Origin of the sequence: Parasphingorhabdus sp. JC815 (genome assembly GCF_040717415.1) — a bacterium.
Lineage (GTDB): Bacteria > Pseudomonadota > Alphaproteobacteria > Sphingomonadales > Sphingomonadaceae > Parasphingorhabdus.
Window position 1 is genome coordinate 100,370 of record NZ_JBFEFM010000004.1, and the last position, 20,782, is coordinate 121,151.

The window sequence follows — 20,782 nt, forward strand, 5'->3', positions numbered from 1 at the left end:
TGTTAAAATGACAGGCTGAGCGAGACACTGGCGTTGCGTCCCGGCTGGGTATAAGCGTCGGTAATGCTCGACGTTTCGGTCAATCCGCGAACATCGCTCCACAACGCATATTTTTGATCGGTGATATTGAAAATACCGGCACGGACAGTGAAATTATCATTGATCCGAACAAAAGCCGTTGCATCAATAATCGCGGATTCCTGAGGACGGAAACAGCTGCTGCTACAGACTCCGGCAGTCTCGCTCGCTTCCTTGCGTGCGTTATAGCTGACGATCACTTCACCGCCAAAACTGCCGGCAGGATCGCGGTAACCAAGCCCCAATATCGCATTAAGCGGATCAATCGAACCCAGTGACGAGACACCGCCTGCCGGGGATTTTATTTCTCCATCGGCATAAGCAATAGCAAATCGTGCGCGAAAACCATTATCCGCTTCATAAGATGCTTTGGCTTCGATCCCCTGCACATTCACGCTGTCAAAATTGACAAATTGGAAAACCAGAGGGTCCGCAGGTGTCCCGGTTCCAGAAGTGCTGATCTGTTCGATAAAACCATTAAATCCCGCGGTATAGCCGGTCAGGGTCAACTGAATGTCGTCTGTGACATAGCGGATACCCGCTTCGAAACTCTCACTGGTTTCCGGGCGCAGATCAGGATTGGGAGCAGATGTATATCCAAATGCCAGATTTTCGAAGAAATTGTTGACCTGACTGGGGGTTGGCGCGCGAAAACCGCGGGCATAATTGCCGAATATTCGGACATCATCACCCAGTTTGACCACTGCGCCCAATTTTGGCGACAGCTTCGACCCGCTCTGTCCGGTAGCCGCAAAGCCGGGAAGCAGCCGCGTTTCTTTGGGGTCCAGATCATAAAAATCAAAGCGCAGTGCGGGATAAAGCGTCACAGCGCCTTCTGCAAATTCTATGGCATCCCCGACGAAAAACCCGCCCAGAGTAAAATCGGTGACCGGAAACGCACGCGATGGGAATATTTCCCCGAATGGCGGGTGCGTGCCGTCGCGCAGACCCTCTTGCCGTGTTTTGCTGATATCGCCGCCAAAGCTGAGCGTATGTGTGACAGAGCCGGTGTCAAAAGCTGACCGGAAATCTGCGACCGCGCCAAATACCTCATTATCGAACGTGTTAAGCCGCTGTCTGTCCGGACGCGGTGTCGAACTGACAGCTGTGCGGCTTTCCTCGGCAAACTGGCGGTCGTTACCTTCCTGCCAATATGCAGCAAGATGGGCATAGTCGATTAGCCCGGAACTTTTCGTTCCGGCATCATAAGTATAGTCAAAAGATGCCCGGACGCGCTTGCTCTTGTCTTTTGCGATCACATTATCGACAATCCAGACCGGCGTTGGACCGAATAAAAAGGCCGGTCCACGGCCTGACAAAATGTTCGAGAAAACTTTCCGTTCCAGATATTCGCCGGTCAAGCGGACACGGTTATTGCCCTGATTCCAGACCAGTTTTCCCAGCAACGCATCTGAATGTCCATCTTGAGGATTGGGCGCTGTGCGGGTGGCATCTTCGGTTTTGATCGTGCCCTTGTTATCCAGCTCTTTGAAATCACGGCGCGAATAAGCCAGCATGGCAGAGAAATTTCCTGCCTGGCCCGCCAGCGCGGCCGTTTCGGAAAACTCTTCATCGGCGGAGCTATATTGCGCTCTTGCAAATCCGCCGACGCTATTGCCTTCAGGGATGAAATCGGCGGGATCGGAAGTCACGAAACTCACCGCTCCTGACAGGCCATCGCTGCCATATAGGGCAGAAGCCGGGCCGCGCAAAATCTCAACCGATTTGATCAAGCCGACATCCGTTGCATTGCCGCGTCCGACCTCTTGTGCACCGAAGCTAAACCCTTGTGGAGAGCGTATCCCATCGACCTGAATCAGGACACGGTTGCCGCCAATGCCGCGAATGTTAAATCCTTCGTTACCGGCACGGCCAACCGTCCCTAGTGTGGCGCCGAAACGCGCCGGTGCACGGCGGACGCTGACCCCCGGTTCAAAACGCACAACATCCCGGATATCTGTTACCAGTTTATCCGCAATGCGGTCCGCATCAATAACCGTAACCGTTGCAGGGGCTTCATCCACATCAACCGGCGCGCGGGTAGCAGTAACGGTAATCATGTCATCAATATAGACGGAACCGGCATCGTCTGCGGCATGGGCGAGCAAGGGAAATCCAAGCGCAAAAATGCCACAAGTAACTGCCATCCCGCGGCGCCGGTAGTCAAAATTCATATAGTTCACCCCTTTGATTACCTGCTTCACCTAATTGCTAATGCAAGTGATTCTCATTCGTAATTAGGGGGATTTAACATATTGTGTCAATTAAAAAACTTGGTTGTTTGGAAAATGGCTGATTGACTGGGCCGCCATGGGCCAGCCGGGACGGGACTATGTTACAAATCTCCGGATGCAGATGATATTGCGACTTTCACTGGACTCCCGGAATTACAGCCAATCCGCGTCTACGCCGGACTTGCACAAGCCAAAACGTCCGAAAAGCGGGCAACGATTGCACGTGCTGAACTAAAACGACTTGGCGGATAAAACGCATAATATTGAACGAGGCAGACAGCACCCGCCTTGCTGCTCATTGTGGTGGCGGATTCCACAAAAGCTGCAATGAATGAGGGAAAAGTATGATCGTCGAAATTGCTCTATATTGCGCCACCGCTAAGCGTCTAAACTTCTAGCGGTTGGCTATTTCCTTCAATCCGTCCGGATCATATATCTCGATTTGGGCATAACCTACTTTGAGAAACCCTGCCTTTTCGAAAGCTGACAAATGTATGTTCATTGTTTTGCGGGTGAGGCCCATCATTTCTCCGAGCAGCTCTTGGCTGATCTTCAAAATGCTTGTTTCATCCGGGCGGTCGGACTCGGCCATAGCCACAAGTCGCGCCGCTATGCGCTCACGCGGGCGCAGCGATATGACTTCGGCTGCCATGCGTAATGCTGCGCGCGTGTGAGTATAAGCGAAGCTTGCGATAGCGCGCCAGATTTCAGGCGACTGGTTCGCAATCTCGTCCAGCGCAGTTTCGGATATTTCGAGCAACAGGCTGGGTTCAACGCAGACCGCTGTCACCATCCTTGGCCCGCCGCTATAGCAGGTCGCGTGGCCAAGGACCGAACCAGGACCAACAAGACCAATCAGAACCGATTTATCGCCTGGAGCGGCGCAATAGGAGTGTAGCAAACCCCTTATCACAATGAAAAGCCCCATGCGATTATCACCTTCGGACTGCGCCCATTCGCCTACTCCCAAACGGGTTAACCGCCCTTCGTTGACAAGCCGCTCGGTAAGCGCGGGGGAATAGCCTTTCAGCCAGCCCACTTCACCGAGCACATGGAGCGCCAATTTTTTCTCATCCTGTTTCATTGTAGAATTGTAACTCTGGTAACAATTGTTCGCAAGGGTTCGTGATAAGCCGGGTAATAAGAAAAAAATAAGGAGAGTATGCTTGGACACGCAAGCTGACGACAAGGTCATACGGATTGGCGGCGCAACTGCGTCTTTTTCCGACACGGCGCTTTCGGTGCCGCAACTGCTCGCGGGCGGCAATCTGGACTATCTGATATTTGATTATCTCGCTGAAGGTTCAATGGCGATTTTTGGCCGGATGCAGGCTGCAGATCCGTCGGCCGGATATGGCACAGACTTTCTGAACGTTCATGTTGGGCCGTACCTTCATGAAATAGCATCACAAAAGCTGAAGATCGTTGCCAATGCCGGCGGAGTTAATCCATCCGGTCTGGCCGCTGCGCTAGAGGAAATGATCGCGAATGAAGGACTTTCCCTGACTGTCGCATATGTTGAAGGGGATGATTTGCGCGAGCGTACATCCGAGCTGCGCGATGCCGATTACCGCGATATGTTTACCAATTCGCCCTTTCCGGAAAATATAGTCAGCTCCAACGCTTATCTGGGCGCATTTCCTATTGCTGCCGCTTTGGCCGAAGGTGCGGATATCGTCATCACTGGCCGGGTCGTCGATAGCGCAGTCGCCCTTGGCCCGCTCATCCACGAATTTGGCTGGAAACACGACGAGTTCGACCTCCTCGCGGCAGGAACACTCGCAGGTCATTTACTCGAATGCGGTGCACAGGTCACAGGCGGGACATTCACTGACTGGCGCGATGTGCCCGATTGGAGCAACATCGGCTATCCTATAGGCGAATGCCATTGCGATGGCACGATCGTCATCACTAAACCAGAGGACACAGGCGGACTTGTTTCGGTCGGAACGGTCGCGGAACAAATTTTATATGAAGTAAGTGATCCAGCCGACTATATCGTAGCTGACGTGCGCTGCGATTTCAGTCATGTGCAGCTCGAACAAATCGCCCCTGACCGTGTACGCGTTACCGGAGCCAAAGGTCTGCCCCCAACCGATACTTACAAGGCATGCGTCACTTTTGAGGACGGGTGGCGGACAGTCGCCTATCAGCCAATCATTGGCGAGGATGCCGCCGAAAAAGCGGTGCGTCAGGCAGACGCGCTGTTCAGCCGCGCCCGCACCTTACTGCGCTCTCGTAATTTACCCGATTATACGCTGACCGATAATATATTGATTGGCGAGGAATCCAGCTTTGGCGCCCATGCCACCACCTCCGGCACTCGCGAGATCATATCCAAGTTGGTTGTCGATCATCCCACTCAGGAAGGCGCCGGTATTTTCGCGCGTGAGCAATGGGCAGGCATTTCTGGCATGTCCGTAGGCACGTCGATCAATCTGGGCACTACTATATTACCGAAAACGGGTGTTTTTCTGTTCCTGATAGAAAAGCAATCAATCACGCCCAGTTTGACAGTGAACGGCACGAAACGGGATCTGCCGAAGGCCAACGGCACCTTGGGAGCAAAAAACGCCCCGGAACGCGGTACCGAAATAGCATTACCTGTTGAGCCAGGCACTACTGCTGTAGATCTCGTCCAGCTTGCATGGGCGCGCAGCGGCGACAAGGGGCATTTGTTTAATGTCGCGGTTATTGCCCGCCACCCTGATTTCCTCCCCTATCTGAAGGCCGCTTTGACATCAGAGGCTGTGGCCGAATGGTATCGGCACTTTGGCCCGGATGGCCAGCCCCCGCGTGTTGAAGCCTATGAAGCGCCGGGGCTCAATGCGCTTAATTTCGTGATCAATGATGCCCTGACCGGCGGGATAAATGACAGCACCCGGCTTGACCCCGCAGCCAAGGGAATGGCGCAGATGTTATTGCGTTTCCCGGTCAAGCTAACGTCCGCCATCGCTGCCCGACTGGCTGGAAATAGCGCAAAGCAAGGAGACTGATATGCCTGATTATTCATATTTGATGCAAGGCATCAAGAAGGTCGAGACCGACAGTAGCTTACTGGTCAGTTCTTCAAAATATCTCAACGACGCGCGTGTGCGTGACTGGGTCTCGACGCATCTTTTACGGCGCAACGGATCGGATGTTCCAACGCCTTCGGATTCGATCCAGTTGGTGCAGATTCTGCGCGAGGTTCAGGACATTGATTATATCAATGAATTGATCGCGAACGAGCGAAAAGCCAATCCGGAGCTTGACGCTTGGTTCGCGGAAGGTTTTTCATCCAGCTTCACCTTGAAGGATTTGAGCGAATATGCGCCCGATACCGTTGGTGGTATTTTCCATACCCAGCTTAGCAACAATTCGCTTGATGTGAACATTGTTCCGCCATTCGAACCGCAAAATGATTTTGAGTATTTCAACCTTCGCGCTGGGCAAACACATGATCTGGAGCATATTCTTGGAGGCGGCGGCTTCGACTTTATCGGCGAGCTTGTGCCTTATTACATGCGGCTTACCAACTTGTTCGTGCATCTCAGCCCCGAACTGGCCGGAGAGCTTTCCGCCTTCTCGATTCTCGGCTCGACCCGCATCATCACCCGCGCAGTGCTGCATTATCCCCAGACATGGCTGATCACGCAAAATGCCATGGAACGCGGCGCAAGAGTGGGCCGGGAATCAGCTCCGCTCTATATGATGAAATTCGAGGATGTGTTCGACATGACGCCAGACGCTGCGCGCGAACAATTGGGTATCAGATGCGTTGAAATCGTCGATACATCTGCCGCGTCGGCGCAATGGAACTAGGGTAAAGGACAACACTATGGAAGCTCCGAAAAGAAGCAATCCGATGATGGAAAAGCTCGCACCGCGGCCCGGCCGCTACGCCTTGCTTCCTGAACTGACACCGCAGCAAGAGCTTGCATTGCTGGCCCGTGCGCTACATCGCGAAGGATATGACGATCACATCGCCGGCCATATTACGTTGGCGCAGCCGGATGGAACATTTCTGGTAAATCCATGGGAACTGGCTTGGGATGAGCTGACCGCTTCGGACATAATCCGCGTCGATAGCACAGGCACCGTGATCGAGGGCGAGTGGAATGTTACTCCGGCAATCGGCTTGCATCTGGAAGTTCATAAACGGCGGCATGACCTGAAAGTCGTGCTCCATAACCACTCGCGTTGGGGACTGGTCTGGTCTGCTTCAGGGCGCGTACCGCCGGTTTACGATCAAACGTCGGGTCAAGTCGCAGGGGATCCGATATATTATGACGAATATACCGGCACAGTCGACGGTGCCTCGGAAGCCGAAGCCGCCGCCGCCGCATTGGGTAACGAAAAATGGGCTATCTTGAAGAACCATGGCGTTTTTATAGTCGCCAAGGATATCCGTCAGGCACATCTACGGTCTATCACGCTGGAACATCGCTGCCGATTGGCATGGCATGTCGAATCGCTGGGCGAAGGCCATCCTATAACCGATCTTGAAACATTCCGCGTGGCGCAAATGTCTGATGATCTGGGCTTTCCTTTTCTTTGGGAAGCAATGGCCCGCAAAGAAATTCGTCTCGATCCGGCAGTTCTCGGCGATGAAGCAACAACTAGTGCGGAGCGTAAAGCATGACTGTCGCAGTGATCACGGGAGCCGCCAGCGGTATCGGTGCCGGTCTGGCCCGCCATGCGGCATCGCTCGGCATGGATCTGGTGCTGGCGGACTGGGACGAGTCAGCATTGCAGGAAACGGCAAACAGCCTGTCATCACAGGTTCTCGCAGTTCCGACCGATGTCCGCAATGAAGCCGCCGTTCAGGCTCTGGCAAAAGCTGCCTATGACAAATTCGGGGCCGTTGATCTATTGTTCAATAATGCCGGTGTTCTATCGAGCGGTCTCACATGGGAAATTGATACCGCGACGTGGCAACGCTCGCTCGACATCAACATCGGCGGGGTGATCAACGTGATCCGGGCATTTGTGCCCCGGATGATCGACGCAGAACGCCCTTCCCGCATCATCAATACCTCCTCACTGGGGGGCTTTCTCACTTCTCCTTTCATGGCACCATATACTGCGACCAAATTTGCGGTGGTCGCCATCTCCGAGGCATTGGCGGGCGAGCTTTCTGCAACTGGCAGCCAAGTCCAAGTCTCGCTGTTAGCGCCCGGTCCGGTACAAAGCGCGATCCTGAACGAAAAGGCACCTCCCCATACTGCCGACTTCATGAATGTGATGCGTGATATGAACAATGAAAACGGGATGACGCCGGACGAGTTTGCACCACTGGTTTTTGAAGCCATTGAGCGCGGGGAATATTGGATCGTGCCTCAGCCCGAATTGCTCGACGCGGGGCTGCGCGATCGGACAGAAATGATTTTGAACAGGACGCCACCAAAGAGCTTCCTTGTGGATGAGGATAGAAATTAAGATGGCTGAAAACCCCGAAGAGTTCGACATTGTTGTCATTGGCGCCGGTTTTTCCGGCCTTTACGCACTTCACAGGCTCCGCAAAGATTATAAAACCATATGTTTTGAAGCGGGCGATGGCGTCGGTGGCACCTGGTATTGGAACCGCTATCCTGGTGCTCGCGTCGACATCCAAAGTGTTGAATATTCCTACGGATTTGATGAGGAACTCCAGCAAGAATGGAAATGGCCGGAATATTTCTCTGCCCAACCCGAGCTGGAGGAATATGCCAATCATGTGGCTGATCGCTTTGAACTGAGGGACAACATCCGGCTATCAAATGCAGTGGAATCGCTTCGTTTCGATAAAGAAACCAATCGCTGGCACGTCCAGTCGGAAAATGGTGATTATGTCTTATGCAAATATATCATCGCTGCGACGGGCAGCCTGTCGGCACCAAATATGCCAGACTGGCCAGGGCGCGAGAAATTCCGCGGAGAAATATACCATACGACGCAGTGGCCACGCGAACCTATTGATTTGAGAAATAAACGCGTCGGCATCATCGGCACCGGTTCGACCGGAATACAGGCGGCTCCGTTGTTAGCCGAAAAAAGCAAGCAGCTTACCGTGTTCCAGCGCACACCGGCGTTCAGCATGCCATCAGGCAATCGCCCGACGGACGAAGAGCATGAGCGCAATTGGAAAGAAAATTATGGCGAGCGCCGTGACAAAATGCTCGACACCTATGGCGTATCGCTGATTGAATATGGCACCAAATCAGCACATGAATGCACACCGGAAGAACAGCATGCTATTCTTGAAGAAGGCTGGACCTCGAAGAGCGCGTTTCAGATGATGGTTGCTTTTACTGATGTCATGACCGACCGTGCTGCGAATGAAGTGGTCTGCGAATTCGTCAGGAGCAAAATCCGCGAAATAGTTGATGATCCAGCAACAGCTGAATTGCTTTGCCCCACCGATTATCCAATCGGCGCCAAACGATTGTGCATTGATAACGGCTATTTCAGCATGTTCAATCGCGACAATGTTTCGCTGGTCGATGTAAAAGCGGCTCCTATTACCGAGTTGACGGAAACCGGACTAAAAACAACCGATGCTTCCTATGATCTTGACGTGATCGTCATGGCAACCGGCTTTGATGCTGTTACAGGCGCGCTGACACGGATTGAAGTCGAAGGCGTGGACGGGCTTAAACTTCGGGATAAATGGAGCGAAGGCCCAACCAGCTATTTTGGATTCATGGTCGCAGGTTTTCCAAACTTATTCATGATTCACGGGCCGCTGACACCAGCCGCGCTCGCACAAATGATCACGGCAGGCGAGTGGCAAGTTGATTACGCCGCTAGGGTCATTGATGATATGGAGAAGGACAATTACTCCTGCATCGACACCACCGAAGAGGCCGAACAATCCTGGGCTGATGAAGTCAACATAGCTGCTTCGCATACCATCTTTGGTCAGGCAAATTCGTGGTATAACGGGAAAAATATTGAGGGGAAGAAGGGTGGCTTCATGATCTATGTCGGCGGCTTCCCGCGCTATCGTGAACTTAGCGAGAATGCCTTGAATAATAACTACAAAGGTTTCGTGCGTAGCTGAGCCTTATAGCCCACGGCCATCAAACTTTATGCATTGGACCCCGACACCATGATTGATCCACATCTCCAGACAATTTTGAAAGCGATGGCGGATAGCGGATTCCAGTTGCCCGACCCATTGGAAGTCCCTTCGCTTAGAGCCATCGCGGATGCGCCCATTCCTGCCCCGCAGATAGAGATTGCCCAGCAACGAGATCTGACCATTGCCATTGATGGTCGGGAACTTGCAGGCCGGCTATATCATCCCGAGCCGAGTAAGCTCTTACCAGTTGTGTTGTTCTTTCACGGTGGAGGATGGGTTCACGGCACGCTGGAAACGCATAACCGTCTTGCGGCTCATATCGCAGTGAAGGCGCATTGTGCTCTGATCTCGGTCGATTATCGCCTTGCTCCGGAAAATCCCTTTCCCGCAGCATGGGACGATGCGCTATTATCGCTACGCTGGCTCAAAAAACATCACGGCGATCTGAATATCGATGCAGAACGCATCGCTCTTGCCGGTGACAGCGCCGGTGGTAACCTGGCTGCGGCTGCGGCGCAGGCAGTTGCTGGTGATGCTGCTATCGTCCATCAACTACTATTCTATCCGGTGCTAGACGGACGCTGCGCTACCGCTTCCTTCGCACAAGATCATCCCGGTTTCCTGTCATCCGATCAGATGCGCTGGTATTGGGATCAATATGCTCCCGCCAAGAAGCGGTCCGACCCGCGTGCCTCCCCCGCTGTAGTCTCTATTTCTGCGGATCTTGCTCCTGCGACAATCATCGTAGCAGGTAATGATCCGCTCCATGATGAAGGAACCGCTTATGCGGCAGCGCTTGAAGCAGCGGGAGTCGCGACAAATTTGCATGATTTTCCCGTCGCCATTCACGGATTTGCCAGCCTTTTCGGCATGGCACCGATAGCCGATGAGGCCATTGGCAAAGCTACGGATGCTTTAAGATCTGCTTTTCGTTCAAAGCAAGATGAATAGAATTGGCGAAATTGGCCCCAAGAGCGCAATCTGAAAAGCGTCTGAAGGGACGAACTAACGAGAATGAGATTCTCGACTATTGGCACAAACCGATAGAATGACACTCACAACAGCCAGGTTTACGATGAAGACATCCACTGGTCATTTGCGCCGCTGCAAACCAACGTTCCGATAATTGTTAACGCTTCAAGCCCTCTGGCATGGCCATACGCCTCAAGCCTTGCGCCGTACCCAGGATATGGTGCGCCCGACAGGATTCGAACCTGTGGCCCCCAGATTAGGAATCTGATGCTCTATCCACCTGAGCTACGGGCGCTTATGCGTCGTTTAGCGAGTGATGGGTCGATAGACCAGCGTCAATTTTGTGCTTTTGGAGGGGTGACGGGAAGGGGCAAGGGCATAATATCTATGCCTTCGTCCTGTAACTCGGTGACATCATCGGCTGATGCTGTGCCGTGGATAGGCGTAGCATCTTTTTCGCCATAATGGATGGCGCGCGCCTGTTCAGGAAAGTCACTGCCAACCCATTTTGATTGCTCCAGCATTTTCGTTTGCGCCTTGGCCAGTTTTCCGATCAGTTCCTGATATTCGGCAGGGATCGAAACCGTCGTCGCCAAGGATTGATCGGTCATCGGCACTCCGCTCTGTGCCGGTTCAATATTCTCTCTGTTGCTGGAGGAGGCGGGCGGCAGGCTTGTACGCTGATTGCCTTTCACGCCGACATTGGGAGCCATTACCGCTTTTTCAATGGCGCTGGAGCCACAACTGGGACAGTCAATCAAACCCGCTGCAAGCTGTTTTTCATAATCATCCGAAGAACCGAACCAACCTTCAAATTGATGGCTGCCATCCCGGCAAATAAGATCAAATACTATCATCAAACACCTTTAAGTTTTAGCAGATTTGGCCAGTGCATCACTTACCAGTGCATCACTTGTAACTCACGTTAGGCGGAGCAAATTTCCGGCGATTGGCAATCGCTGGGATACGGCTCCGTATCTTTGCAATATCGTTCAAATCAATATCGCACGTCGCTATGCCAGTATTTGTGCCCATGTCCAGTAACACTTGGCCCCAGGGATCGATCACCATCGAATGTCCATAAGTGCTGCGGCCATCTTCATGCGTCCCGGATTGCGCTGCTGCGACCACGAAAACACCCGCCTCTATGGCGCGGGCGCGAAGCAATATTTCCCAATGCGCTTCTCCCGTAGGGACAGTAAATGCCGCAGGTATCGACAGTATATCTGCCCCGCCATTGGTCAACGCGCTATAAAGCGCTGGAAAGCGAAGGTCATAACAAACCGACAAACCAAGCAGGGCTTTGTCACCCGTCACCGAAACCGGCGCAACGACTGCTTGGGCCCCACCCTCATACGCAGCGGATTCCCGCCAGCTCTCACCAGTATCCAAATCCACGTCAAACAGATGGATCTTGTCGTAACGTGCAGTAATTTGACCGGATGGATCAATTAAGAACGAGCGGTTTACCCATTTTCCATCGCCCTGTTCTTCAGACCTTAAAGCAAGTGAACCAAGGGCGACCCAGATACCTGCCTGTCCAGCCGCTTCACAGGCTTGTTGTAACACAGCATCTTGCTGTTCAATATGGATATTATCCGCTGCCCTATGTCTGTTGCGGTCCACCAGTCCAGTCATCTCCGGAGTAAAAAGTATATCCGCGTCCTGCGAGGCTGCTTCATCAATATAAGTTCGCAACATTTTCGCATTGGCGGCCGGTTCAATACCGCTGCACATTTGTGCCAAAGCAATACGCATATTCAGGCCGCCAACAATGGGTCCAGTTTTCCTGCGTGCTCCAGGGACATGAGTTCGTCGGAGCCGCCAATATGCTGGTCATTGATAAAAATCTGCGGCACAGTTGTGCGTCCGTTAGAGCGCTGGATCATCTCCTCACGCTTGCTGGCATCCATGCTAATGTCAGTTTCTGCAAATGTTACACCCTTTTTTTCCAGCAAGTTTTTCGCTCGAAAGCAGTATCCGCACGTGAATTTGGTATAAATTTCGACTTTTGCCATGACCGTTTTCCATTGGTTTCTATCATTCATCAAATGGACATTATGTCCGTTTATTTCAACTCTGGCTATAATCCGTCAAAACTCTGGCCCAACAGAAAACCAGCACCCGGCCTGCTCCGGCTGTCTTTAATATTCTGGCGCAGGCATTGGCTGTTGATCCGCTAGTGTATACATCATCCACCAGAATGATAGTTTTCCCATCTATTTTGATTTTGGCGTCACCGTTCAATGTAAAAGCATTTTTGACAATATTATGCCGCTGTTTTGCGGACATAGAGCGCAGCGGCGGTGTCGCATTTTTTCGTTTCAGCAAGGCTGTATCCATTGCAATGCCGCTTTGCTTTGACAGCGCCCGTCCGATGAGCACGGACTGATTAAATCCGCGCGACCAAAGGCGCCAGCGGTGAAGCGGCACTGGAATAATCAAGGACTCCGGCCCAAGTTCGGACATGAAGCGTCCCAATTGACCGGCGATTAATTCCGCAAAGCCCAAGCGCCCTCCATATTTTAATCGTATCGGCAGCAAGCTGCTATTTTCATCATAAGCGACAACCGCTCTGACTCCATCATGATCGGGCGGTTGTTGCAAGCACGATAGGCAGCGCGCCTCGTTACCTTGTGCAAAGGCGAAAGGCTTTCCGCACGCAGCGCACCAAGGCTCGGTCAGGAAATCCAGACTGTTCCAGCAGGATAGACAGAATCGGTTATCAGCCTCTACCGTGACGCCGCAAATGGGGCATCGCGCCGGAAGTGCAAAATCAAGAACCGGTTTTACCAAAACCGATTTAAAGAGGGCCGATCGGAACAGGGCCGACAAAATTTCCATTTGCTCTTGTCGCCCGTTCCGACGAAAGGCACAAGACTATATGAGCAAGATTGGCACCCCCGCAGAAATATTTGACCGAAACCGAAGACGGCACCTTCGTGACCGTGCGTTTGAGCGAACCGGAGGACGGGATTTTATCGGCAAGTTAATGTCTGAAGAAATATTGGACCGGCTATCGCTGGTTAAACGGGACTTCAAGAAATGCCTTCTGGTCGGACAGGCAGGACATGGGTTACGGACTGCGCTAGAGGACCAGAATATTGAAACGGTCGTTGCGGATTCCAGCTTTGCACCTGCACTGAGCCATGGCGGCATTCAATGCGATGAGGACCGTTTGCCATTTGCCGATCATAGCTTTGATCTGATAATCAATATTGCAACACTGGATAGTGTGAATGATCTGCCCGGCGCATTGGTTCTTACACGTCGTATATTAAAACCGGACGGGCTATTTCTGGCTTCGTTCATTGGCGCAGAGAGCCTGACCACATTAAAATCAATTTTAATGCAGGCCGAAGGAGACCGCGTGTCGGTCCATATTCATCCGCAAATTGATATCCGCACTGCAGGCGACCTGATGGCTCGTGCCGGATTTGCCCTGCCGGTGATTGACAGTGATGGCCTGCGCCTCCGCTATTCCGCTTTTGACAAGTTGATTAGCGATATCAGGGATATGGGCAGCGGTAATATTTTGAAAGGCCGGGTGCAGACGTTGCCTCGACATGTGTATCAGCTATCAAAGAGCGCTTTTGAAAAGAGCGCAGATGATGACGGCAAGACAACCGAACAGATTGAACTGATATATTTGTCCGGCTGGGCGCCTCATCCCGATCAACCCGCCCCCGCCCGGCGCGGCAGCGGTCAGATGTCTTTGAAAGATGCTCTAAAAAAGCCGCCCAAGAAAACCGACTGAAAGAACAGGTGGATTAAGCCCTGAGTTCACAGCGCGGCCATCAATTGATTCACCAGAGGAATGTCGGCAGGGGGCATATCCAGATGCTGCAACTCATCCAGCGGCAGCCATTTCATATCCGGGCATTCCAGATTCTGTACTTCACCCGCCCAATACTGACATGTGTATAATAAAAGCAGAAGATGTTTGCTCCCCAATGGCTCGCTGGCAAATGCAACGGGATTAAGTGCTTCTTCCGATACCGTAATCCCCAGCTCCTCTCGTAATTCCCGTACCAATGCTTGTTCCGGAGTTTCATCAGCCTCGATCTTTCCGCCGGGGAACTCCCACAAACCTGCCATTTGTTTACCTTCCGGACGTTGCTGCACCAATATGTTCCGGCTTTGATTGATTAATGCTGCGGCGACTACGAACAGATATGTCGGTTTATTTTCCACTTTTCTTCCTAATTTAAGTATTTTGTTAATCCCTTTCTGTGAAATCTGGAGTGTTCGCAAGCCAACAAAAGTTTTGCGATGCTGAGAGAGGTGTAATGCATTTAGTCAAAAGCCTAATCTGTTCTGAAAAAGGCGCTACAGCCGTTGAATATGGCTTGATCGTAGCACTGATCGCCATCGCTGCTATTGCGGCTATAAATGGTGTCGCAAATTCTACTGGGAATATGTGGGACCATGTTGCTGAAGAAATTACTTCAAATTCTTGAACGGCCCATATTCTTAGAAAACCCCCATATTCTTAGGCAACTTTAGACGATTAAACATTTATAAAGTTTTCTAAAATAATGTTTGAGCATCGACCCGAAATTCGGGGTTGATTGGGTAAGTGAAGTTCGTAAAAATACAGGAGACCAGTTATGAAACTCGTACATAAAATGTTCAAAAATGAAGAAGGCGCAACGGCTATCGAATATGGCCTGATCGCTGCTTTGATTGCTGTTGCAGCGATTGTTGCAATGGGATCTCTGGGTAATACCCTGAGCAACACGTTCAGCCAGGTTGATACAGAAATGCAGAACTAAAATGTCAAAAAGCGCTGACAGTTAAAGCGCCTCAGACATTTTATAAAAATAGACGGCAGCCTGTAAATGGCTGCCGTCTTTTTTGTGCCTTATAAAATTACTGAAAATCAATATGTAACGATCTTCACCTTCTGTCCTGCATGAAGACTGTCGGTAGAACGCATCCGGTTCAGCACCAAAAACCGGTCTTTCTGATAATTAGTATAAGCCATGCGCCTAGCGAGACTGTCGACAGTATCGCCGCGCCTTACTGTCACGACATCAATCTTGCGTGGTTTAATCGCCGCCGCTTGGGCAGAAGAAAGCCGGGTCAGGCTGTTATACATCGGTGTAAATACAGAAGCCCTCCCTGCTGGCGTTAAAGTGACAAAATGAAATGCACTGTTTTTAGAAAATTCATAAGCAAAAACCGTTACATCAATCTGGCCATTCTTACTGTTGACCCGCGCAGTTGAATAAGCTGCGGGCAATCCGTTAACGGTTGTTCGCTGAATATTGCTATGGGCTATATTCTGGCCTTGCCCTGACAATGCCTTGAAAGCAGACGCAATATAGGTCGCCATGTTGCCGTTATAAGCGGCGGTTGTAAACTTCCCCTGACCAGCAGAACCATTGATTGTAACTGCCCGGGTTCCATTTTGCATCGTAAACCCACTCGGCACGGAAAATTTCATCTTCAAGTCGGGATGGAGGAAGCTGTTCCCCTGTATCACACCCTGCTTGGGATCATCGCCATACATAACGCCATCAAGGTTGGTTAAAAATATATCGCGATTACGTTTCCCGCTAGAAACACCAAATTTTTTCGCGTTTCTTGCCGCTCGGGCTACCCGTTCGGCAGGATTAGGGTGAGTACTGGCCCATTCAGGCACACCTCTGGCGTCCCGACCAGCAACCCGAGCATCAATTGCCGATTGCGCCGCGAGAGATTCAAGCATTGTCGATAGCGCATCCGGAGCATAGCCTGCAGACGCGAGATATCTGATACCAAGATCATCCGCTTCATATTCCTGACTCCGTGAATATTGCAGCGTCAACAGCTGGCTACCAGTACCAAAAATTTCCTGTCCCAACTTACCAAGCGCAGTGTCGCCGAGCAGAACCGCTGCTCCAATCTGGCCCAATACGCCTAATATGCTGTTACGTGTGGCTGTTTTTTGTCGCTTCTCGCTATGACGAGCCGCGACATGACCCACTTCATGGCCCAAGACGCCTGCCATCTCCGCTTCGTCATTCATCAAAGCCATGAGCTGCCGTGTCAGATAAACATAGCCCCCCGGGATAGCGAAAGCATTGTTTACGGGGCTATTGAGCAATGTCACCGTAAAATCACTACGCGCATTGCCTAATCCGGACTGGACAGCAATATTCTGCCCGATCCGCGTAACATAAGCACTTTGCGGCCCGGTATAAGCGCCGCCGAATTCCTGTAGAAGCTGGGGATGCGCTTTTGCGCCCTGGCGCTTTTCCTCAGCCGATATAGATCGCGCTTCGCCAGATTGTGCTGTGGAACTACTAGCGGATTCCACAGAATCACCACCTACTCCGTTACAGGCTGCCAGTGATAAAATTGCGACTGTTGATAATAGTTTCTGGGACATGGTTCACGATCTCCTTTTGCTACGATTATTATAGAGCATTTTCCAATCGCAAGACTCAAGAAAAAGGCCCGCTGGAAACGGCGAACCTTGTAAAATCATGTAGCGACTGGCCGCGCCAGTTACGTTTCAAATTAACGGTCGGAGAGTTATATGGTTCCAATGTTCAGGAATTTTTCCCGTCGCATAGCACGCAAATCGGACCGGTCCAGTTGAGCCAATGCGTTGATTTCCTCGGTTATCGCTTGCCCTAACGTTGCAATACACAGACTAGGGTCGCGATGAGCACCGCCCACAGGTTCTGGCACGATACGGTCTATAACGTCCAGTTCTTTCAGATTTTGTGCAGTGATTTTCATTGCATCGGCTGCGACATCGGCCTTGTCACCCGTCCGCCACAATATTGATGCACAGCCTTCCGGAGATATGACCGAATAGACCGCATGTTCCAGCATCAACACACGCTCTGCAGCAGCCAGAGCCACAGCACCGCCAGAACCGCCTTCTCCAACGATAACCGCAACCATTGGAACCCCAAGAGAAAGACATTTTTCGGTAGAGCGCGCGATTGCTTCTGCCTGCCCTCGCTCTTCGGCGGAAACACCGGGAAAAGCGCCAGATGTATCAACCAGCGTTACCACGGGAAGAGAGAAACGATCAGCCAGATCCATTAGACGGATGGCCTTGCGGTACCCTTCAGGTTTACCCATCCCGAAATTATGGCGTAAGCGGCTTTGGGTATCGTCACCCTTTTCGTGGCCGATAACCATCACGCGCAGATCACCGATTCTGGCAAAACCACCGATAATGGCCTGGTCATCGCCAAAATTACGATCCCCGCCAAGGGGAATAAACTTGTCAAACAGACCAGCAATAAAATCTTTGAAGTGCGGACGCTCCGGATGGCGAGCGACCTGTGTTTTTTGCCACGGTGTCAAGTTAGCATATGTATCCGCCAGCATTTTAGCGGATTTTGTCTGCAACTTCGCAATTTCCGCTTCAATATCCAGCGACCCTTCGTCGGCTGTCTCTCTAAGCTCAATAATTCGCGATTCCAGCGCGGCGATCGGTTTTTCAAAATCAAGAAAGGATGTCATGATATCCGGTTAGAACCGCTGGACAAAAACGTCAACGCGTCAGATCATGACGATTGAGTGGATGACGATTATTTACCAGCTCCACCAACCGCGCACTATCAACATGCGTGTAAATCTGGGTTGTGCTGATATCGCTATGGCCAAGCAACACCTGAAGCGCACGAAGATCGGCGCCCCCTTCCAGCAGATGTGTCGCAAAGGCATGGCGCAGGACATGAGGACTTATTTTTGCGGGGCTGATACCAGCCTTCACAGCCAGGTCTCTGATAATCTGATATAATCTGATCCGGCTTAGATGTCCGGTGCGGGAGGGAAAAAGATAATCTTCATCCTCATCAACAAAGGCGGTCCATCGACTCACAGCATTTCGGGCGCGATCGGAAATGGGAACAAGTCGCTCTTTCCCGCCCTTACCACGCACAATCAAAAAGGGGCGATCACCCATCACTGACCGCCGTGGCAGAGAAACCAGTTCACTCGCCCGAAGTCCGGACCCGTAAAGCAGTTCGATCAGAGCCGATAACCTTAGATCACCGGGCTTTGCTTTGGGATTAGACAAGCAGGATTCGATTGTCTCAAACAATCTGGCAATTTCTTCGTGCGACAGAATCTTGGGCAAATTACGCTGCTTTCCGGGGCGTGGCAAAGCTGGTGACGGGTCGTCCTGGCGGAATCCCTCTTCCATCAAAAACCCGAAAAACCGCCGCAAAGAAGAGGATTTACGCGATATGCTACTGTTTTTCAGATCGCTCCATTCATGGGTGATTTTCTCAAGCGCACCGTGATCTGCCTGTGACAACGCCCCCTTCATGAAATCCGATGCCTGTTCAAGATCCGAACGATAAGCCGATATGGTATTTAATGAGGCGCCGGTTTCGGCGGCCATCATCTCTAGAAACCGGTCGATATAAATAGCATCATTGCTCATTATTTCATGACGATAACGGCGAGTCGCCTGAAATGCCACGACTCAGTTTACGGAATACGCATCAACGCTTCGGCTGCGATCATACGCGCCTCTGCTTCCATTCCGACGCGGGAGAGTGCGCGCGTGATATGGAACAGATGGAGAGGCGACATCGCATTCCAGCTTCGCCCCTGCATTCCAACAGCCGCCAGCAATGCGACGGTCCCGCCCTGCCCGCGCTGCGCTGCCGAACGTATCGCTTCGCTCCAACGCGACGTTGCTGCGAGGTTCAGGTCGAGGTCGCTGGAAAACTTCTGCAACGCGTCGCCTTCAACACGGCCCAGTCCGGCGAGTGCAGCCAGCAGAAATTTGCTTTTTAACTGTCCGGCGCTTTCATCATTATCACCAAATTGATCCAGCGCGCTATAATCAACAGTGACTGCAACATCCGGCGCTCCAACTGCAAGCAAGGCCCAGCCATAGCTACCCGATTTTACTGTATTGGCCCAAAGCGCCGCATTGCGGTCTAACCCGGCTGAAAGCATGGATGCGATTAACTGCCCACTGCTATCGGCAAGCGCGTCAGAAGCAGGGATTCTGGCCGCTGCACGGGCTGTTAATATTATTGCCGAATAGGAAGTCAAAGCCCCGTCGGACCGGTCCCATAAAGCGCGCATTGCCTCAATCCGCCGCTCAGCGGTTGCGCTGTTATACGCCTGACGCAACAAAGAGGCTCGGGCTTTCAGGTCATCATTTGCTTCCGGATCGTCATAGGTCGCGGCGTACAGATCGACCATCGCACGGTTGGATAATACACCGATTGCCGCTGCAGTATCAGCCGCTTTCATGCGCGAGTTTCTCGAAAGCATGGGCGCACGGACACGCCACCCCTGCACATGCCGCCCGGCCTGTTCGTAAAGCCGGTCCGGCGGCTCTACTCCGGTTGCCAGCCCCAGACCAAAACGCCAGTTATTGAAATATTGAATATCATCCCATTTTAGCGTGACAGCGCGTCGGCCATCAAAGCCCGCTCCGACTGTTTTTTCGGTAAGCAGATAATCTATTCCGGTTGCTACCTTATTCTGGCGTGCCTCTCTCAACAGTGTCGTCGCCCGGCTTTGCTCACCCGAAAGAGAAGCGCAAATAGGACGGAAAAAAATCCAGGTCGGTTCATCATTGACTTGCGAACCACCGTAAACATAGGGGCAAACCCCGGCTGGATCGGCTGTTGCCAAATGGGCCTGCATCGCGACAGTATATAGCCGCGGTGTGAAATTGCTCGCATCAACTTTAAGCACCAGCGCCCGGGCGGCTTCTGCCTCTCCCATGCGTAATAATCGCCATGCGCGTTCAGCAACCCAGTCAGCCGGATCGATATTTTCCGGACTATTCACGTTGCTGAGCAATGTCCGGCGCAGCAAGATCGAGGCCCAGCGCGAAATGATCGGTCCGTGCAGATTCTTGATAAGATTGGTCAGATATTGACCGCCTTCGCCGCCAAATGCGTCCGCCTTCATGCCGCCGGAGCTTTCCGTCAAAACACCAATTTGATCCATTGAGCGCAAGGCTTTGCTCGGCAGATAATATTGCTGCATCAACCGTTCATCAATCGCGCCAAGATCGACTTCACCCTCATCAAGCGAATCCGGACCAGCGGCCACGGATTCTTCGGAAGACATACCGGAGGAATTGGTTACAGAACCGGAAGCTGGACCAGATGCTGTATTGGATGAAGATGGGCGCGGTGCAGGTGTGGGCGCCGGAGAGGGCGTCGGGGACGGCGTTGGAGCTGGCGCGGGGTCAGGATCACCAAAACCGGGCGGCAAAAGAGATTCGGGCGAACTTTGTCCCAATACCGGCAGTGACAAAGCAAGGGCAGCAATACCGACAGTCGCCAGCGATATATGTTTCGGGCGAAGGCGCATCGCTTAATTCGATTCTCCGACAAGGACCGGCTTTTCAACCGGCTTCACGTCCTGCTCGACATCCATTGATGCCAGAAAAAACATCCCGCCAATGATGACAACCAGAAAAACGATCAGAAAAACCAAATTGCGCGGCATATATGTTCCACTA

Annotated in this window: 21 protein-coding genes and 1 tRNA gene; 9 read left to right on the forward strand and 13 right to left on the reverse strand. The window is 52.0% G+C overall.

Annotation, left to right across the window (positions count from 1 at the left end; all coding sequences use genetic code 11):
- Positions 1-2: 2 nt before the first annotated feature.
- Together AB1K62_RS10385 and AB1K62_RS10390 are read right to left on the reverse strand one after the other, a co-directional pair.
- Positions 3-2,252: a TonB-dependent hemoglobin/transferrin/lactoferrin family receptor gene (locus tag AB1K62_RS10385; RefSeq protein ID WP_367003474.1), complete on the reverse strand. Its 2,250-nt coding sequence runs from the start codon at positions 2,250-2,252 to the stop codon at positions 3-5.
- A gap of 454 nt (positions 2,253-2,706) precedes the next feature.
- Complete coding sequence (locus tag AB1K62_RS10390; RefSeq protein ID WP_367003475.1) at positions 2,707-3,396, reverse strand: Crp/Fnr family transcriptional regulator; 690 nt, start codon at positions 3,394-3,396, stop codon at positions 2,707-2,709.
- Between the two features lie 82 nt (positions 3,397-3,478).
- On the opposite strand from AB1K62_RS10390, the gene AB1K62_RS10395 reads away from it, so the two are divergent.
- From AB1K62_RS10395 to AB1K62_RS10420, 6 genes are read left to right on the forward strand one after another with little or no spacing between them, the layout of a single operon-like run.
- On the forward strand, positions 3,479-5,308 hold the full coding sequence (locus AB1K62_RS10395) for an acyclic terpene utilization AtuA family protein (protein ID WP_367003476.1): 1,830 nt from the start codon (positions 3,479-3,481) through the stop codon (positions 5,306-5,308).
- A gap of 1 nt (position 5,309) precedes the next feature.
- Positions 5,310-6,116, forward strand: a complete 807-nt coding sequence (locus AB1K62_RS10400; RefSeq protein WP_367003477.1) for a hypothetical protein — start codon at positions 5,310-5,312, stop codon at positions 6,114-6,116.
- 16 nt (positions 6,117-6,132) lie between these two features.
- The gene (locus AB1K62_RS10405; RefSeq protein ID WP_367003478.1) at positions 6,133-6,936 is read left to right on the forward strand and encodes a class II aldolase/adducin family protein; all 804 of its coding nucleotides are present in this window, start codon (positions 6,133-6,135) and stop codon (positions 6,934-6,936) included.
- The gene (locus AB1K62_RS10410; protein WP_367003479.1) at positions 6,933-7,733 is read left to right on the forward strand and encodes an SDR family NAD(P)-dependent oxidoreductase; all 801 of its coding nucleotides are present in this window, start codon (positions 6,933-6,935) and stop codon (positions 7,731-7,733) included. The genes AB1K62_RS10405 and AB1K62_RS10410 overlap by 4 nt, the downstream gene beginning before the upstream one ends.
- A gap of 1 nt (position 7,734) precedes the next feature.
- A complete protein-coding gene (locus AB1K62_RS10415; protein ID WP_367003480.1) occupies positions 7,735-9,336 on the forward strand; it encodes an NAD(P)/FAD-dependent oxidoreductase in 1,602 nt (533 codons plus the stop codon).
- Positions 9,337-9,384: 48 nt separating this feature from the next.
- Positions 9,385-10,308 (forward strand): alpha/beta hydrolase, encoded by a 924-nt coding sequence (locus AB1K62_RS10420; RefSeq protein ID WP_367003481.1) that lies wholly within the window; start codon positions 9,385-9,387, stop codon positions 10,306-10,308.
- Between the two features lie 239 nt (positions 10,309-10,547).
- Here the strand turns inward: AB1K62_RS10420 and AB1K62_RS10425 are convergent.
- From AB1K62_RS10425 to AB1K62_RS10445, 5 genes are all read right to left on the reverse strand, one after another.
- Positions 10,548-10,624, reverse strand: a tRNA-Arg gene (locus tag AB1K62_RS10425).
- A 40-nt stretch (positions 10,625-10,664) separates the two neighbouring features.
- Positions 10,665-11,186: a DUF1178 family protein gene (locus tag AB1K62_RS10430; protein ID WP_367003482.1), complete on the reverse strand. Its 522-nt coding sequence runs from the start codon at positions 11,184-11,186 to the stop codon at positions 10,665-10,667.
- A gap of 52 nt (positions 11,187-11,238) precedes the next feature.
- The gene (locus tag AB1K62_RS10435; protein WP_367003483.1) at positions 11,239-12,087 is read right to left on the reverse strand and encodes a carbon-nitrogen hydrolase family protein; all 849 of its coding nucleotides are present in this window, start codon (positions 12,085-12,087) and stop codon (positions 11,239-11,241) included.
- Between the two features lie 2 nt (positions 12,088-12,089).
- Positions 12,090-12,347: a glutaredoxin 3 gene (grxC, locus tag AB1K62_RS10440; RefSeq protein WP_367003689.1), complete on the reverse strand. Its 258-nt coding sequence runs from the start codon at positions 12,345-12,347 to the stop codon at positions 12,090-12,092.
- Between the two features lie 55 nt (positions 12,348-12,402).
- Positions 12,403-13,173: a ComF family protein gene (locus AB1K62_RS10445; protein ID WP_367003484.1), complete on the reverse strand. Its 771-nt coding sequence runs from the start codon at positions 13,171-13,173 to the stop codon at positions 12,403-12,405.
- 40 nt (positions 13,174-13,213) lie between these two features.
- On the opposite strand from AB1K62_RS10445, the gene AB1K62_RS10450 reads away from it, so the two are divergent.
- A complete protein-coding gene (locus AB1K62_RS10450) occupies positions 13,214-14,086 on the forward strand; it encodes a methyltransferase domain-containing protein (RefSeq protein ID WP_367003485.1) in 873 nt (290 codons plus the stop codon).
- A gap of 26 nt (positions 14,087-14,112) precedes the next feature.
- Here the strand turns inward: AB1K62_RS10450 and mutT are convergent, their stop codons facing one another.
- Complete coding sequence (gene mutT, locus AB1K62_RS10455; RefSeq protein ID WP_367003486.1) at positions 14,113-14,523, reverse strand: 8-oxo-dGTP diphosphatase MutT; 411 nt, start codon at positions 14,521-14,523, stop codon at positions 14,113-14,115.
- 95 nt (positions 14,524-14,618) lie between these two features.
- On the opposite strand from mutT, the gene AB1K62_RS10460 reads away from it, so the two are divergent.
- Positions 14,619-14,789, forward strand: coding sequence for a Flp family type IVb pilin (locus AB1K62_RS10460; protein WP_367003487.1), 171 nt, complete (start codon positions 14,619-14,621; stop codon positions 14,787-14,789).
- Between the two features lie 150 nt (positions 14,790-14,939).
- Positions 14,940-15,104 carry a Flp family type IVb pilin gene (locus tag AB1K62_RS10465; RefSeq protein WP_367003488.1) on the forward strand — a complete coding sequence of 55 codons (165 nt, stop codon included), beginning with the start codon at positions 14,940-14,942 and terminating at the stop codon, positions 15,102-15,104.
- A 107-nt stretch (positions 15,105-15,211) separates the two neighbouring features.
- On the opposite strand, the gene AB1K62_RS10470 is transcribed toward AB1K62_RS10465, so the two are convergent.
- The 5 genes from AB1K62_RS10470 to AB1K62_RS10490 form a co-directional block, all read right to left on the reverse strand.
- Positions 15,212-16,705 (reverse strand): M48 family metalloprotease, encoded by a 1,494-nt coding sequence (locus AB1K62_RS10470; protein ID WP_367003489.1) that lies wholly within the window; start codon positions 16,703-16,705, stop codon positions 15,212-15,214.
- Between the two features lie 146 nt (positions 16,706-16,851).
- The gene (locus AB1K62_RS10475) at positions 16,852-17,799 is read right to left on the reverse strand and encodes an acetyl-CoA carboxylase carboxyltransferase subunit alpha (RefSeq protein ID WP_367003490.1); all 948 of its coding nucleotides are present in this window, start codon (positions 17,797-17,799) and stop codon (positions 16,852-16,854) included.
- A 31-nt stretch (positions 17,800-17,830) separates the two neighbouring features.
- Positions 17,831-18,727 (reverse strand): tyrosine recombinase, encoded by an 897-nt coding sequence (locus tag AB1K62_RS10480; RefSeq protein ID WP_367003491.1) that lies wholly within the window; start codon positions 18,725-18,727, stop codon positions 17,831-17,833.
- A gap of 47 nt (positions 18,728-18,774) precedes the next feature.
- Complete coding sequence (locus AB1K62_RS10485; RefSeq protein ID WP_367003492.1) at positions 18,775-20,631, reverse strand: hypothetical protein; 1,857 nt, start codon at positions 20,629-20,631, stop codon at positions 18,775-18,777.
- Between the two features lie 3 nt (positions 20,632-20,634).
- The gene (locus AB1K62_RS10490; RefSeq protein WP_367003493.1) at positions 20,635-20,769 is read right to left on the reverse strand and encodes a hypothetical protein; all 135 of its coding nucleotides are present in this window, start codon (positions 20,767-20,769) and stop codon (positions 20,635-20,637) included.
- Positions 20,770-20,782: the final 13 nt, after the last annotated feature.

Coding starts and splice junctions, on each gene's coding strand:
- AB1K62_RS10385 (WP_367003474.1), bottom strand. CDS start 2,252: ATGAATTTTGACTACCGGCGCCGCGGGATGGCAGTTACTTGTGGCATT.
- AB1K62_RS10390 (WP_367003475.1), bottom strand. CDS start 3,396: ATGAAACAGGATGAGAAAAAATTGGCGCTCCATGTGCTCGGTGAAGTG.
- AB1K62_RS10400 (WP_367003477.1), top strand. CDS start 5,310: ATGCCTGATTATTCATATTTGATGCAAGGCATCAAGAAGGTCGAGACC.
- AB1K62_RS10405 (WP_367003478.1), top strand. CDS start 6,133: ATGGAAGCTCCGAAAAGAAGCAATCCGATGATGGAAAAGCTCGCACCG.
- AB1K62_RS10410 (WP_367003479.1), top strand. CDS start 6,933: ATGACTGTCGCAGTGATCACGGGAGCCGCCAGCGGTATCGGTGCCGGT.
- AB1K62_RS10415 (WP_367003480.1), top strand. CDS start 7,735: ATGGCTGAAAACCCCGAAGAGTTCGACATTGTTGTCATTGGCGCCGGT.
- AB1K62_RS10420 (WP_367003481.1), top strand. CDS start 9,385: ATGATTGATCCACATCTCCAGACAATTTTGAAAGCGATGGCGGATAGC.
- AB1K62_RS10430 (WP_367003482.1), bottom strand. CDS start 11,186: ATGATAGTATTTGATCTTATTTGCCGGGATGGCAGCCATCAATTTGAA.
- AB1K62_RS10435 (WP_367003483.1), bottom strand. CDS start 12,087: ATGCGTATTGCTTTGGCACAAATGTGCAGCGGTATTGAACCGGCCGCC.
- grxC (WP_367003689.1), bottom strand. CDS start 12,347: ATGGCAAAAGTCGAAATTTATACCAAATTCACGTGCGGATACTGCTTT.
- AB1K62_RS10445 (WP_367003484.1), bottom strand. CDS start 13,173: ATGGAAATTTTGTCGGCCCTGTTCCGATCGGCCCTCTTTAAATCGGTT.
- AB1K62_RS10450 (WP_367003485.1), top strand. CDS start 13,214: ATGAGCAAGATTGGCACCCCCGCAGAAATATTTGACCGAAACCGAAGA.
- AB1K62_RS10460 (WP_367003487.1), top strand. CDS start 14,619: ATGCATTTAGTCAAAAGCCTAATCTGTTCTGAAAAAGGCGCTACAGCC.
- AB1K62_RS10465 (WP_367003488.1), top strand. CDS start 14,940: ATGAAACTCGTACATAAAATGTTCAAAAATGAAGAAGGCGCAACGGCT.
- AB1K62_RS10470 (WP_367003489.1), bottom strand. CDS start 16,705: ATGTCCCAGAAACTATTATCAACAGTCGCAATTTTATCACTGGCAGCC.
- AB1K62_RS10475 (WP_367003490.1), bottom strand. CDS start 17,799: ATGACATCCTTTCTTGATTTTGAAAAACCGATCGCCGCGCTGGAATCG.
- AB1K62_RS10480 (WP_367003491.1), bottom strand. CDS start 18,727: ATGAGCAATGATGCTATTTATATCGACCGGTTTCTAGAGATGATGGCC.
- AB1K62_RS10485 (WP_367003492.1), bottom strand. CDS start 20,631: ATGCGCCTTCGCCCGAAACATATATCGCTGGCGACTGTCGGTATTGCT.
- AB1K62_RS10490 (WP_367003493.1), bottom strand. CDS start 20,769: ATGCCGCGCAATTTGGTTTTTCTGATCGTTTTTCTGGTTGTCATCATT.